The organism is Rhizobium sp. SRI_017, from assembly GCF_057586295.1.
Genome location: NZ_JBYCZP010000004.1, coordinates 235,565 through 248,136 on the forward strand (window position 1 = coordinate 235,565; position 12,572 = coordinate 248,136).

Sequence of the window (12,572 nt, forward strand, 5' to 3'; positions counted from 1 at the left end):
AATCCAGTCCGTTGCCGCGAAGGTGAAAATGTCCGCACCCTTGCCGCCTGTCAGGGCGTTGGCAGCGCCTCATCATCCCCGTCGCTGAGGTGAAACAATGGGCGGAACCGCCTCAAGGATCGACATATGCCGGCACGATGTCGAGCTTATCGCAGGTCCCTGGCTTGGTCGCCCGCATCCAGCGGGCGGACCGCGTGCCAACGCGAGACTTGCCGATCGCATCTGTGACAGGATCACCAAGGCGGTCGCGGCTCTCGATCCTGTCTTCAGTGGCAAGAATTATGGAATTGGCGCCAGCGTCGACGTCAAGTCGATCACTGGCGCGGCGCAATCCGTCTCCAAACTGGTGTCGGCGGCCGACAAGGCCTGCTACGACGTGAAATCGCGCCGCAAAGGCCAATGGGTCTCGGCCGACGGCGCAGCCGCATAAATCCCCGCCAGTGACTATCTCCGTCCATCGGATGCGATCTGCAGCCGTGGATCGGCACGCAACCGTCGCGCCGCGAAATCGACGAAGGCGCGAAGCCGTGCCGAACTCTCGCGTCCCTCTGCATGGACAATATGGATGGGCACCGGCTCGCGCTCGTAGTCCGTGAGCACCGGAACAAGCTGGCCGGCAGCGATCGGTTCGGCGACCTGATAGGACTGGAAGCGGGAGATGCCCCAGCCGCTCAGCACCGCCTCGATCACAGCATCGTTGGTGTTGCAGATGAAGCGCGTGGAAATCGCAACGCGGATCGAGTCGTCCCGACCAAATCGCCATTCGGATCCGCCGAAAATGCCATCGCGCCCGATAAGTCGATGCTGCGCGAGCTCGTCGGGTACGTGCGGAATGCCCGCACGGTCAAAATAGGCGGGCGATCCGCAGACGACCTGCCGGATCGCGCCGACCCGCTGGGTGGTCAGCGCAGACGACGGCAGATGCGCAATGCGAACCGCGACATTGATACCTTCCTCGACAAGATGCGTGACCCGGTCAAGCAACAAGAAACGGACCTGCATCGCAGGATATTTGTCGAGGAAATCGAGAAGGATCGGAAGAACATAAAGCCGGCCGAACAATACCGGCGCGGTGATCGTGAGTGCTCCCGCCGGCGCTGCAAAACTGCCTGCAGCATTGGCTTCGGCTTCGGCGATTTCGGACAGGATGCGGCGACAATCCGCGAGATAGCGTTCGCCGGCATGTGTCAGCTTGACCGATCGCGTCGTCCGGACCAGGAGCTTCGCTCCGATGTCGCGCTCGAGCCCCGCGACCGCGCGCGTGACCACAGAGGGCGAGAGATTGAGCTTTCGCGCCGCGCCGGCGAAGCCGCTGCGATCGGCGACCTCACCGAAGATGCGCATAGCCTCGAGCCGATTCATCGAATGCCCATTATTGCCAATTCAGCAATAATCTAGAGCATTCTATGAGGATTATCAATTCCAGAACATCGCCCATATTCGGTATGTAATCTGGAGATTGATCATGAAGCTCTATTCTTTCCGCCTGTCTGGCCATTCGCATCGTGTCAGGCTGTTCCTGTCTCTGGTCGGTGCCGACTACGAAGAGATTGAAGTCAATCTCGCCGCCGGCGCGCACAAGCGCCCGGAGTTCCTCGAACTCAATGCCTTTGGGCAAGTGCCGGTGCTCGATGACGATGGCGCGATCATCTCGGACGCAAATGCCATTCTCGTTTATCTCGCCAAGAAGTTCGGCAGAACTGACTGGCTTCCGGACGATGCCCTGGGTGCAGCCGCCGTCCAGCGTTGGCTGTCGGTCGCCGCCGGCCAGCTTGCCCATGGCCCGGCACAGGCTCGATTGATCACCGTCTTCAAGGCGCCCTACAGGCCCGACGAAGTCATCCCGCGCGCCCATGCCATCCTGCGCCTCATCGACCACCAGCTCGCAGCGCACCCCTACATCTGTGGCGAGACGCCGACGATCGCCGACATCGCGCTCTACAGCTACGTGGCGCGTGCGCCGGAGGGCAATGTCGAGCTCACCGACTACGCCCATATCCATCGCTGGCTGGGATATATCGAGGCGCTTCCGGGCTTCGTCGAATTCCCGCACGCAAATCGTGCCGCCTGAGGTGCGCCATGTCAGAACACGCACCTTGGCATGCCGGTGAAGTCGCGCTGCAACGCTCGGTGGGTGTCGCCGAGCGTATGGCGGAGATTGGCAGCAAGACCATCCGGGACCACCTCATCCAGCAGCATCGCGAATTCTATCCACTGCTGCCGATGGCCGTGTTTGGCAGCGTCGATGGGCGAGGCGACGCCTGGGCTACGCTTCGCACCGGCTATCCCGGCTTCCTGCATGCCGAGGATGAACATCATTTGCATCTCGATCTGTCTCGGGATGAGCATGATCCTGCAGATGCGGGTCTGGAAGACGGTGCCTCCGCTGCGCTGCTGGGCATCGATCTCTCGACCAGGCGGCGGAACAGGCTGAACGGCACCGTGATCCGCGACGGGGAGGGGTTTGCCCTGCATGTCGACCAGAGCTTTGGAAATTGTCCAAGATATATCCAGCGCCGGGAGCCCGTCTTCGTCGGTGATCCCGCCGCCATCTCCCGGGCGATTCCGACGCAACTTGCTCGGTTGGAAGGCGCGCCGCTCGACCTCGTCCAGCGCGCGGATACTCTATTCGTCGCGACCTATGTGGAGGGGCGGAATCGGAAACGGTCCGTGGATGTTTCACATCGCGGCGGACCGGCTGGTTTCGTGCATGTCGATGACGGCGTCCTCACGATCCCCGATTACGCCGGCAACATGTATTTCAATACGCTCGGCAATATCCTGGCCAATCCGCGGGCCGGCCTGACCTTCGTGGATTTCGAGACAGGCGACATGCTGCAAATGACGGGTGTTGCCAAACTGCAGCCGATGCCCTCCGACACGGCGTCGCATCCGGGCGCGGAGCGCCTCTGGAGCTTCGAGCCGACACGCATCCTCTGGCGGCCGGCGACGATGGCTCTCAGATGGCGTTTCGACGAGTGGTCACCCTTCCTGCCGAAAGAGGCTTGAGCGCATACTGATGTCGATGGGCCAGCGCGAGCGCCTTGAGATCCTCAAGGCTGGTGTCGTCTTCCTCGCGAAACAGCGCACGCGGCATGCCACTCCGTGACTTTCGCCGCATGATGGCGGCCAGGCGATGCCCCCGCGCGCGCGCCACGTCCTTCTTTGGCGGCATCCAATCGCCGTGATGACGCGGCGGTTCGGGGTCGGGCGATTGGCGGCCTGCATTTGGATCAGGTTTGTCATGCGGGCCGGAAGGTTCCAGGGGATCGGAAATCAACCCACCGACGCCGGGATCGCCGGGCACACGCTTTTCTCGGTTGTCATCTGCCGCGGGATGCTTGGCTGGCTTGTACATGGCAAGCTCCTTTCCCAACGGAAAGTCGCGGACCGGGCACAGAGTTCCATCACGGAAGCTCGGACGGCGGCCATCGGTCCTGGATCAGAGGGAAACGCCGGTCCACCTGATGACACTTTCTGTCGTCGTGCGGCACAAGCTTAACTCAAACTGCTTCCCGGTGTGTTCGCGAGCGTCTCATCACGGGACATAGTGGGCAGCCGCGAGGATTCAACATTCGGCCACGACCTGGTGATGAAGAAAAGCACCACTATCTCGGGCGACCTGAGGGGCTGGAATTTCGGCAATTCCACCAGGATCCGACACGGTCATCAACTCCTTCAATATCGATCTCGACAAGCCGAGGGGTTAGCCACATATCCGAAGCATGCCGGCGATCTGATCGGGCAACATTTACGATTTCATGAAGTTTGGCACGCCCAACGGGACTCGAACCCGTGTTACCGCCGTGAGAGGGCGGCGTCCTGACCGCTAGACGATGGGCGCAGCGCTCACGAATATAGGCAAGGCCGAAGCCCGCCGCAAGCGTCATCATCATGTCATGATTGTCGAGGTGGCACGCCCTAGGGGAGTCGAACCCCTCTTCCCAGAATGAAAATCTGGTGTCCTAACCGATAGACGAAGGGCGCATCCGCTTCGATGGCGCCCTTATAACAGCGGATTCGATTCACGCAAGTCGGTCGCAGCAATTCCATCGCAAAAATTTCATGTGAGACATGAAGAATTGCCAGGAAGGCATTCAATGCATGGAATAATCGATGAGGAAGGGGGAGAAGTTGGCACGCCCTAGGGGAGTCGAACCCCTCTTCCCAGAATGAAAATCTGGTGTCCTAACCGATAGACGAAGGGCGCGCGAACGGGTGGCTTATAGCCAGCTTGTTCCGGGGCCGCAAGCGCAAATTTGCGCTCCAGCAAAAGAAATTATCTGAGAAAGGAAATCGGCAAAATTGCCAGCGTTGTCATGGTGTTAGCGCAGGGCATCCGGCCCGATCAGCCGCGCATGCGCTTCTTGCGGCGGCACCGCCAGTTCCAGTCGCGCTCGCCACCGATGTCGATATGCACCGACTCCGTATGGCAATAGGTACCCACGCCACCGCGGCCCGGGAGCGAACGGAGGAAGTCCGCGAGGGCCCATTTCGACACGCCCTGCACCTGGATGTCAGCGGCTGCGCACATCGTGTGCAGCGAGTGGCGTACGCCGCCGGCGCGGCGGTTGCGACGCGGGTCGCGGAAGCCGCTGGTGATGATGGCTGGACGCTTGTAGTGGTCCTCGACCACACGGATCATCGAAACCAGCTCGGGACGCAGGCAACTGACTTCCACCTTGTCGGTCTGGACATAGAGGCCGTTCGGCGCAATGCGAGTCATCGAGGGCAGCGCGGCAAGCTGCATCAGGCCGGCGGGCTGGTCATCCTCGTCATGGTCTTCGTCTTCGAGGCCCGTCGTTGTCGGAAACATCGCGTTGGTGTTAACGCCCGGCAAGGTGTCGTCACTCAGCGCAGCCGTCTGCATATTGGGGATGCCCCGCGTCACGACCTTCTTCTTCTTGGCAAAGCGGTCGCCGTCAAAGTCCTCGGAATTGCTCTTGCGGAACAGGTCCGCCAGCGTGAGCGGCTTCTTTTCGGCGGTCGTGCGCGTCGTCGGAAGGGTGTTGGTCGTTATCTCGGCCTGTACGGCTGCCAGGTCGGCGGATGCCACTTCCTGTGAGGTAATCTTGTCCGGCTCGGCCAGCGCATTCGCTGCCAGTGTCGCACTGGCGTCGAGGATCGGAATTTCGGTGTCGCCCATCGCGACCTTCTGGACTTCCTCGACCTCGTCGGAATTGGGCATGGGCACCGCCATGCGCTCGGCAAGACTTTCATAGCTCGGCACCATAGCCGTCGGATCAGTCGCAGCATCCGCAGCGATTACCGCTTCGACGCTGTTGTTGCTGTAGATGCTCGACTGGGTCACGTCGACCGGCTGGTTGCCAAGCCGTGCCGTCTTCTGCGTTGCTCCCTGGTCGATGAACTGGTCGCCCTGGGTGGAGAAGATGCTGCTGCGGGTGGCCGCGATGTTCTTGGGCTGTGTCAGCAGGCCCTGCTGGTCCGTCTGCGCCTGCTCCACGCCATCGACGGTGGCTGTATCGAGCGACTCGACATCGGCCTGCGCCTGCTGCTCGATGTCTGATGGAGTCGTATTCTTGGCGTTCTGCTGGGCCGCGAGTTCGACGAGCGTGGTAGGATTGGCGTTCGCAGTCGTCTGGATCTGAGCAAGCTGGTCGGCGGGAGAGGCCATGCAGCCGCCCAGGCCCAACATGGTGGCGGCAAATAGTACCCAGGGTACTAACCGGTTGCTTGCGCTCTTGATCCGGTACTCAGGCAAAATCCGTCCCATCCCATTTAGTATGATTTTGACTCCGGCGAATTTTGTTTAGACACAAAATCTCGGAATGTAAACCACGGTAAAATTGCCGTGATCACCGCCCTGGAACGCTATGTCGGCTGCCTTGCCCGAAACCAGCGGCGGCGGTTGCCCCGGAAACGCGATGCTTACCAAATGCGGCGAAAGCGTGGTTCGTCCGGTCCAGGGCTTGTGTCAGGCTTGCGTGATTACCACTTGCCCGTGTTCGGCATCGAGAGCCAGGGTTCGGCCGGCGCGAGCGCGCCACCCTTCTGCAGAATCTCGATCGAGATGCCGTCGGGCGAGCGGACGAAAGCCATGCGACCATCACGCGGTGGACGGTTGATGGTGACGCCCTGGGCCTGCAGGCTGGCGCAGAGTTCATAGATATTGTCGACTTCGTAGGCGAGATGGCCGAAATTGCGACCGCCGGTATAGTCTTCGGGGTCCCAGTTGTAGGTGAGTTCGATGGTCGGCGTGCTGCTTTCCTTGGCGCTTGCGACGTCATCCGTGGAGGCGAGGAAGACCAGCGTATAGCGTCCGGCTTCGTTCTCGTGTCGGCGGATCTCCACCATGCCGAGCTTGTTGCAATAGAAGTCGAGGGACTGCTCGATATCGGTCACGCGGACCATGGTGTGAAGGTAGCGCATGGGAGTTCCTCTCTCGTGATTTGCCGGCGGGAATTTGGACAGAAAGACAGCCTGAGGCAAGCCATTTATGGGATCAGATGTCCTGGGTTTTTTGCCTACCGGGACTTGCATCTGTATCATTTCGGGATGTTAATCTGAGAAGTGAAGAATCAGTTAACCGGTATGTGGCGTAAGTAGGGGCGAGACAGGATGGCGGATAGGATTTCTTCAAAGAGTGTTTCTCTCTTCGAGGACATGGCTGCCGAGCCGGTTGACCTGATCGAAATCACGGGCGTCATCAAATGGTTCGATGTCGCCAAGGGTTTCGGGTTCATCATACCGGACAATGGACAGGCGGATGTCCTCCTTCATGTGACATGCCTTCGGCGCGACGGCTACCAGACGATCCTGGAAGGCACGCGCGTGGTTGCCCTGATCCAGAAGCGCGACCGCGGCTACCAGGCCTTCCGTATCCTCTCCATGGACACGTCGACAGCCATTCATCCGTCGCAGCTTCCGCCGATTCGGACGCATGTTCAGGTCACGCCGTCGAGCGGGCTCGAGCGCGCCATCGTCAAATGGTTCAACCGCACCAAGGGTTTCGGCTTCCTGACACGCGGCGACGGCACTGAAGACATTTTCATCCATATGGAAACGTTGCGACGCTACGGCATCACCGAGCTGCGTCCCGGCCAGAGCGTGCTCGTTCGCTTTGGCGATGGCGACAAGGGTTTGATGGCCGCCGAAATTCATCCCGATGTCGTCAATCCCGTGAACCGGGCTCATTGATGAAGCGCATGTCCGTGCGATCGACGCTGAGCGCCCTCGTGGCGCTCTTGTTGTTTGTGCTGGCCTCGGCGCTCGCTTTCTCTGCGACCTTTACCACAGAAGAGCTGACGATCCGCAAGGCTGACGGAACGACGGCCGCGTTCACCGTCGAGCTCGCCGTCTCGGCCGACCAGCGCGCCCAGGGACTGATGAACCGCAAGGAGATGGCAGCCGACCACGGAATGCTGTTCGATTTCGGGCTCACCCGCCGGGTAGCGATGTGGATGAAGAATACCTATCTGCCGCTCGATATGCTGTTCATTGCCGAGGATGGCACGATCTCGCGTATTGCGGCCGATACCGTGCCGCAGTCCGAAGCGATCATCGATTCTCGCGAGCCGGTGCATTTCGTCCTCGAACTCAATGCTGGCACCGCAGCCAGGCTTGGAATCGCCTCCGGAGACAAGGTGGAGAGTGCGACAATTGCCGCAGTCGCTGCAAAGCCCTGAAGAATGGGTTTTTTCGGTTGCGGGCCGGGGTTGGTTTGTGTAATCCAGCGGCATCGGACGGCACGGAGTGTAGCGCAGCCTGGTAGCGCATCTGGTTTGGGACCAGAGGGTCGGGAGTTCGAATCTCTCCACTCCGACCATTCGATGATCGTGCATCGGTCATTTGCCTCGTAGTAATCTTGTGGCACTATGATGTGCGCGATCGCGCTAATACGGGGTGAGACCAACAGATGCCGGCAAAGATCTACCGACCCGCCAAGACCGCGATGCAGTCCGGCAAGGCGAAGACCCATCTCTGGGTTCTGGAATTCGACCAGGAGCGCCCGCGGGTGATCGATTCGATCATGGGCTATACCGGTTCGGGCGACATGCGCCAGCAGCTCAAGCTCACCTTCGAGACGCGCGAGCTGGCGGAAGCGTACGCTCAGCGCGAAGGCATCGAATACCGGGTGATAGAGCCCAAGGATGCGACCCGCAAGAGCGTGTCCTATACCGACAATTTCAAGTTCACGCGCACCCAGCCCTGGACGCATTGAGCGGGCAGGGCGCCGCGGCCCGTCCGCAACCGGAACGGTCCCTTAGCTCAGCTGGATAGAGCACCTGCCTTCTAAGCAGGTTGTCGCAGGTTCGAGCCCTGCAGGGATCGCCACCTCTCACATCTCCCGATCAACGCCGCGGAATCAACAGCGCTGCCGCGCCGGCGATTCTCATCGATCGCCGGCCCTCGCGCCGCCCATGCATGATCGAGAGGGTTGATCTCAATTCGGCTGGCTGACCCAGCCCGCTTCCTTCGAGCAGGCTTCCTGGCCGTCCGGGTTCATCTTCTCCCATTCGGAGATGTCGATGTCCTTGCCGTAGTTGTCCTGCATCATCTTCTCGTTGGCGCAGGAGCAATAGGTGGCGAGCGCCTGCTTGGTCTGGCCCTCGTCTTCATTATCCTCGAGGCACTGGCCGATAATGTCGCCATCCTCGACCGCCCAGGCGACGGGCGCCTGTGCGCTGAGTGTCAGAACGGCGATGGCTGCGAAAATCAGGCGGTTCATGCTTTCCTCCAGGTGAAAATTTCCCGCACTCTGCTCTGGAAGCCTACCGCTTGCAACTGGCACGGTACGGAAGCGCACGGGAACACGGAGTGACCCTTCGGCATTCAATCGTGAGCGGAAATTTGGAGGCGAGGCAAATGGAAGTCGACCGTAACGAATTGATAAAGCAGCGTGCTTACGCGATTTGGGAGCGGGAAGGACGGCCGCATGGAAAGCATGAAGAGCACTGGCGCAAGGCCGCAGAAGAGATGCACGGTCTCGAAGATGCCCCAAAAATAGTCAAGAAACCCGTCCATCTGGCACCGGCCGGAAAGAAGGACGACAAGCGCTGAGGCCGCGAAGCCTGCGAGAGATCATGCCGCGGTATTATTTCCACATAAGGTCGTCGGCAGGGTTGATCCGCGATCCGGATGGCACCGAACTGCCCGACCTCGCTTCGGCAATCTCAGAGGCCGAGGGCGCTGCGCGCGATCTGCTCGCGGAGCTTTTGCGGGAGGGTGCCGTGCTCGATGGCCAGGTCTTCGAGATCGCGGATGCCGACGATCAAGTACTCGAGCGCATGCCGCTCCGCACTGTGTTGCGACTTCGCTGATCCAGACTGAATGAGCGATGGTCAGCGCATCGGGCCGATCAGACGCCCATATTCCCGTTCTGGAACGCCATAGGCATCGCCCGCGAAGAGTTCCAGCGCGCGGCGGTCGCGGATCGTGATCAGGTTCCGCTCTGAATAGACCAGATGCTTGCCTTCCAGGACGTGCAACGCCGTCGTGACGCTCGATCGGCGGACGGCGAGCATGACGGAGAGGAATTCATGCGTCAGCGCGATCTGGTCGCCGGCCGTCCGGTCGTGGCACATAAGTATCCAGCGGGCCAGGCGCTCGTCGATGCGATGCACCGAATTCGAAAGGCCGGTATAGGAGGTCTGCACCGACATCGCATGGGCAAAGCGTGACAGCAGCTGCCGCAGGGACTCGCTCTTGCGCACTGCCTCGCGAAGCACATGCGTTGGCAGGCGGTAGCCATAGCCGGGGATCTGCATGAAGATCGCATAGGGCGTCGACGCCGTATCCAGCACCACATTGGCCGGCGTCATCCCTTCGCGGCCGAAGATGCCCACCTCGGAGCGCTGGCCTTGAGGCGTGATCGCCACGACCGAGCCGATGCCCGTTTCGATGAAATAGGCATGGTCGGCAGGCGTGTCGGGATTGGAGAAGACGTAGGCGCGCGGCAGCTCGATCTGTTCGAGTGCATCGGCGATCGTCTCGAACGCGTGATGCGGCAAGAGCGAGAGCAGCTTGTTACGAATCTTGTCCTGCGGCACCATTCTTCTTCCCCGCTCGGCGAGAGCGGCGGAACTCTTCTCGCTAAAAATCACGGCATTTCCGGACATTATGCTCTCGTCTCCGATTGATTAGGGTCGGCCGCTTCATCCCGCAAGCGGAGCGAACCTGTTGGTGCGTTTTCGTACTGAACGTGACTTCCACTTATGCAGGCTGTAGGCTGATCGACAGCACAGGGGACGAAGAGTGGCGACCAACCGATTTCAAACTATTCTCCTCGTCGAGAACGAAGCACTGATTGCGCTGGATCTCGAAGGAATGCTGCTTTCGGCCGGCGCAAAGAGTGTTCATCACAAAGTGTCGTCTCGCGACGCGCTCGATTGGCTTGAGCGTGAGAGGGCCGATCTTGCGATCCTCGATCTCTTCGTCAGCGATGGATTGAGTGCGCCGGTCGCCGAACGCCTGCGGGACGCGGGCACGCCCTATGTGATCTATTCGGGCCATACGCATGACAGCGCGCCTGAGGCCGCCGCCTTTGGCGACGCCATATGGCTATCCAAGCCCTGTACCCAGTCAGAACTCGTCTTGGCGATCGAACGTTCCCTAAGGCTGTCCTTGTGACAGATCCCGGCCATTGATCGAGGCCGGGACGGCGATCTGTTCGACTGTTTCCCGCGGTAGCTGGATATCCACTTCTTCAGGACTAAGAACCTGAGCGTCATCCGGCACCGGCGGATGTTGGCCTGCCGGATGTTGGCCTGCCGGATGAGGTGTCGTGTCGATGGGGAACGAATCAAGATGCAGCATGGATCTCTCTTTCTCGTTTTGAGGCGTGAAAGTGCCGACAGCACGCACTCCCTGGTGCGATGCTAACGAGAAGCGAGGGAGATAGTTCCCGGAAAAGGAAGATCGGAGACGCTCAGTTGGTGAGCCGGTCAGCCCGCCGCGCGGCTGCGGATATTGTCGTTGCCGCTTTCGGCTTCGTCGAGAAGCTGATGATAGAGCTTGGCGTAAAGGCCGCCGCTCCGCTCCCAGGAGAAGCGGGCGGTCATGCCTTGGTTCTGCAGCCGCTGCCACTGGTCCGGTGACTGGTAAACTTCGATCGCCCGGCGGATCGCATGGCGAAGTCCCTCGGTGGTGACAGGGTGAAACTGGAAGCCGGTCGCCACGCCCGCGCCCATCGCCGCATCATTGGCATCGATCACCGTTTCGGCAAGACCGCCGGTGCGCGACACGATCGGCACGCTGCCATAGCGCAGAGCGTAGAGCTGGGTCAGCCCGCAGGGCTCGAAGCGCGACGGCTGGATCACGGCGTCGGAGCCGCCGTGGATGAGATGCGCAAGCCGCTCATCATAGCCGACATAGACGGCCACGCGACCGGGAAAGCGCGCTGCGGTCCGCAGCATGAGCTCTTGTGTCGTCGGATCACCCTGGCCGCATACGATCAGCTTGCCGCCGCGATAGACGATTTCCTCGGCCACGTCGGCGAGCATGTCCATGCCCTTCTGCCAGGTCAGTCGGCTGACGGCGGCGAAAATCGGACCTTCATCCTCGTCGAGCCCCAATTCGCGGCAGAGCGCCGCGCGGTTGTAACGGCGATCCTGCGGGGAGGTCGTGTCGAAACCATGGGCGAGATAGGGATCATCGGACGGATCCCAGATATCGTCGTCGATGCCGTTGAGGATACCCTTGAGCTTGTCGCGACGCAGCGCCAGTACACCTTCCATCCCCATGCCGAAACGCGGGGTGAGGATTTCTCGCGCATAGGTCGGGCTCACCGTGGTGATCGCATCCGACGTCATCAGCCCGCCCTTGAGGAAGGACATGTCGCCGTAATATTCCATGCAGTCGACCGAGAAGGCCCATATCGGCAGTTGGAGATAGGGGAACAGGGCGGCGGCGAACTGGCCCTGAAAGGCCAGGTTATGGATGGTCGCGACAACAGGCGTGCCATTGCCCATGGCGCGCATGTAGACGGAGGTCAGCGCGGTCTGCCAGTCGTGGGTATGGACCACGTCGGGCATCCATCCCGGGAGCACGCCATCGGCGATCCGCGCAGCGGCGAGGGAGAGCGCTGCAAAGCGCTTCCAGTTGTCGGCAAAGTCCCGTCCGGCCTCGTCGAGATAGAGGCCGCCGGGCCGGTCGTAGAGCGTGGGGATGTCGAGGACGAACAGCACCTGGTCTTCGGTCTGGATGTGACGGAGCGATGCGGCCTCGCCGAGAATCTCGTCGAACACCAGTAGCGGCGCACCGGCGCGCGCCATCGGCAGCAAGGCAGGGTAGCCGGGAACCAGCGTGATCGTGCGAATTCCGAATGTCTGCAAGGACTTGGGCAGCGCACCGGTGACGTCTGCGAGACCCCCGGTTTTGACGAATGGATAGACTTCCGATGTGACGGAAAGTACCTTCATGCCTGCGCCCGATCCCTCAGAAACTAAGCCTAAAGTAAAGCCACACGATTAATGCACGCTTACTCGCGAGACAACGTTTCGACACATTTTCCGTTCCTGGCCGCGAAAGTTTATCGTCCGTCTTATGACGCGGCGCATACAAAGGAATGGTGCGATGCAAAAGGGAGAAAGTCAAAGTCTTTTGTGCGAATC

Annotated in this window: 17 protein-coding genes and 5 tRNA genes; 11 read left to right on the forward strand and 11 right to left on the reverse strand. The window is 60.6% G+C overall.

The genetic code is table 11. From position 1 onward, the window contains the following. The first annotated feature begins 97 nt into the window (after positions 1–97). Positions 98–430, forward strand: a complete 333-nt coding sequence (locus AC2YI2_RS11325) for a hypothetical protein (protein ID WP_487386575.1) — start codon at positions 98–100, stop codon at positions 428–430. 14 nt (positions 431–444) lie between these two features. Here AC2YI2_RS11325 and AC2YI2_RS11330 read toward each other — a convergent pair whose 3' ends face one another. Beyond that, the gene (locus AC2YI2_RS11330; RefSeq protein WP_487386576.1) at positions 445–1,362 is read right to left on the reverse strand and encodes a LysR family transcriptional regulator; all 918 of its coding nucleotides are present in this window, start codon (positions 1,360–1,362) and stop codon (positions 445–447) included. Positions 1,363–1,465: 103 nt separating this feature from the next. Between AC2YI2_RS11330 and AC2YI2_RS11335 the strand changes: the two genes are divergently transcribed. Both AC2YI2_RS11335 and AC2YI2_RS11340 read left to right on the forward strand, forming a co-directional pair. Next, positions 1,466–2,071: a glutathione S-transferase family protein gene (locus AC2YI2_RS11335; RefSeq protein WP_487386577.1), complete on the forward strand. Its 606-nt coding sequence runs from the start codon at positions 1,466–1,468 to the stop codon at positions 2,069–2,071. A gap of 8 nt (positions 2,072–2,079) precedes the next feature. Then, entirely contained in the window at positions 2,080–3,009 is a 930-nt protein-coding gene (locus AC2YI2_RS11340) for a flavin-nucleotide-binding protein (protein ID WP_487386578.1), read from the forward strand. On the opposite strand, the gene AC2YI2_RS11345 is transcribed toward AC2YI2_RS11340, so the two are convergent. From AC2YI2_RS11345 to gloA, 6 genes are all read right to left on the reverse strand, one after another. Further along, positions 2,960–3,358: a hypothetical protein gene (locus AC2YI2_RS11345; protein ID WP_487386579.1), complete on the reverse strand. Its 399-nt coding sequence runs from the start codon at positions 3,356–3,358 to the stop codon at positions 2,960–2,962. The two genes, AC2YI2_RS11340 and AC2YI2_RS11345, sit on opposite strands and share 50 nt — an antisense overlap. A 411-nt stretch (positions 3,359–3,769) precedes the next feature. After that, a tRNA-Glu gene (locus tag AC2YI2_RS11350) sits at positions 3,770–3,844 on the reverse strand. Between the two features lie 68 nt (positions 3,845–3,912). Next, positions 3,913–3,987: transfer RNA gene (locus AC2YI2_RS11355), tRNA-Glu, on the reverse strand. A gap of 148 nt (positions 3,988–4,135) precedes the next feature. Continuing rightward, positions 4,136–4,210 (reverse strand) — tRNA-Glu (locus AC2YI2_RS11360). A gap of 138 nt (positions 4,211–4,348) precedes the next feature. After that, positions 4,349–5,635, reverse strand: coding sequence for a D-Ala-D-Ala carboxypeptidase family metallohydrolase (locus AC2YI2_RS11365; RefSeq protein WP_487386580.1), 1,287 nt, complete (start codon positions 5,633–5,635; stop codon positions 4,349–4,351). A 314-nt stretch (positions 5,636–5,949) separates the two neighbouring features. Next, positions 5,950–6,390, reverse strand: a complete 441-nt coding sequence (gloA, locus tag AC2YI2_RS11370; protein ID WP_487386581.1) for a lactoylglutathione lyase — start codon at positions 6,388–6,390, stop codon at positions 5,950–5,952. A 189-nt stretch (positions 6,391–6,579) separates the two neighbouring features. Between gloA and AC2YI2_RS11375 the strand changes: the two genes are divergently transcribed. The 5 genes from AC2YI2_RS11375 to AC2YI2_RS11395 all read left to right on the forward strand — a co-directional run bounded on the left by AC2YI2_RS11375 (position 6,580) and on the right by AC2YI2_RS11395 (position 8,295). Continuing rightward, positions 6,580–7,158 (forward strand): cold-shock protein, encoded by a 579-nt coding sequence (locus AC2YI2_RS11375; protein ID WP_487386582.1) that lies wholly within the window; start codon positions 6,580–6,582, stop codon positions 7,156–7,158. Further along, positions 7,158–7,646, forward strand: a complete 489-nt coding sequence (locus tag AC2YI2_RS11380; RefSeq protein ID WP_487386583.1) for a DUF192 domain-containing protein — start codon at positions 7,158–7,160, stop codon at positions 7,644–7,646. The genes AC2YI2_RS11375 and AC2YI2_RS11380 overlap by 1 nt, the downstream gene beginning before the upstream one ends. 63 nt (positions 7,647–7,709) lie before the next feature. Beyond that, a tRNA-Pro gene (locus tag AC2YI2_RS11385) sits at positions 7,710–7,786 on the forward strand. Positions 7,787–7,876: 90 nt separating this feature from the next. Beyond that, positions 7,877–8,182, forward strand: a complete 306-nt coding sequence (locus AC2YI2_RS11390; protein ID WP_487386584.1) for an ETC complex I subunit — start codon at positions 7,877–7,879, stop codon at positions 8,180–8,182. A gap of 36 nt (positions 8,183–8,218) precedes the next feature. Then, a tRNA-Arg gene (locus AC2YI2_RS11395) sits at positions 8,219–8,295 on the forward strand. 109 nt (positions 8,296–8,404) lie between these two features. On the opposite strand, the gene AC2YI2_RS11400 is transcribed toward AC2YI2_RS11395, so the two are convergent. Beyond that, positions 8,405–8,689 carry a hypothetical protein gene (locus AC2YI2_RS11400; protein WP_487386585.1) on the reverse strand — a complete coding sequence of 95 codons (285 nt, stop codon included), beginning with the start codon at positions 8,687–8,689 and terminating at the stop codon, positions 8,405–8,407. A 137-nt stretch (positions 8,690–8,826) separates the two neighbouring features. Between AC2YI2_RS11400 and AC2YI2_RS11405 the strand changes: the two genes are divergently transcribed. Both AC2YI2_RS11405 and AC2YI2_RS11410 read left to right on the forward strand, forming a co-directional pair. Next, entirely contained in the window at positions 8,827–9,021 is a 195-nt protein-coding gene (locus AC2YI2_RS11405; RefSeq protein ID WP_487386586.1) for a DUF2934 domain-containing protein, read from the forward strand. A 23-nt stretch (positions 9,022–9,044) separates the two neighbouring features. After that, a complete protein-coding gene (locus tag AC2YI2_RS11410) occupies positions 9,045–9,281 on the forward strand; it encodes a DUF6894 family protein (RefSeq protein ID WP_487386587.1) in 237 nt (78 codons plus the stop codon). Between the two features lie 21 nt (positions 9,282–9,302). On the opposite strand, the gene AC2YI2_RS11415 is transcribed toward AC2YI2_RS11410, so the two are convergent. Continuing rightward, entirely contained in the window at positions 9,303–10,079 is a 777-nt protein-coding gene (locus tag AC2YI2_RS11415) for a Crp/Fnr family transcriptional regulator (protein ID WP_487386588.1), read from the reverse strand. A 136-nt stretch (positions 10,080–10,215) separates the two neighbouring features. Here AC2YI2_RS11415 and AC2YI2_RS11420 point away from each other — a divergent pair, with 136 nt between their 5' ends. Beyond that, entirely contained in the window at positions 10,216–10,590 is a 375-nt protein-coding gene (locus AC2YI2_RS11420; RefSeq protein WP_487386589.1) for a response regulator, read from the forward strand. On the opposite strand, the gene AC2YI2_RS11425 is transcribed toward AC2YI2_RS11420, so the two are convergent. Continuing rightward, positions 10,573–10,776 (reverse strand): hypothetical protein, encoded by a 204-nt coding sequence (locus AC2YI2_RS11425; RefSeq protein ID WP_487386590.1) that lies wholly within the window; start codon positions 10,774–10,776, stop codon positions 10,573–10,575. The two genes, AC2YI2_RS11420 and AC2YI2_RS11425, sit on opposite strands and share 18 nt — an antisense overlap. 128 nt (positions 10,777–10,904) lie before the next feature. Then, positions 10,905–12,380: a glycogen synthase GlgA gene (glgA, locus tag AC2YI2_RS11430; RefSeq protein WP_487386591.1), complete on the reverse strand. Its 1,476-nt coding sequence runs from the start codon at positions 12,378–12,380 to the stop codon at positions 10,905–10,907. Positions 12,381–12,572: the final 192 nt, after the last annotated feature.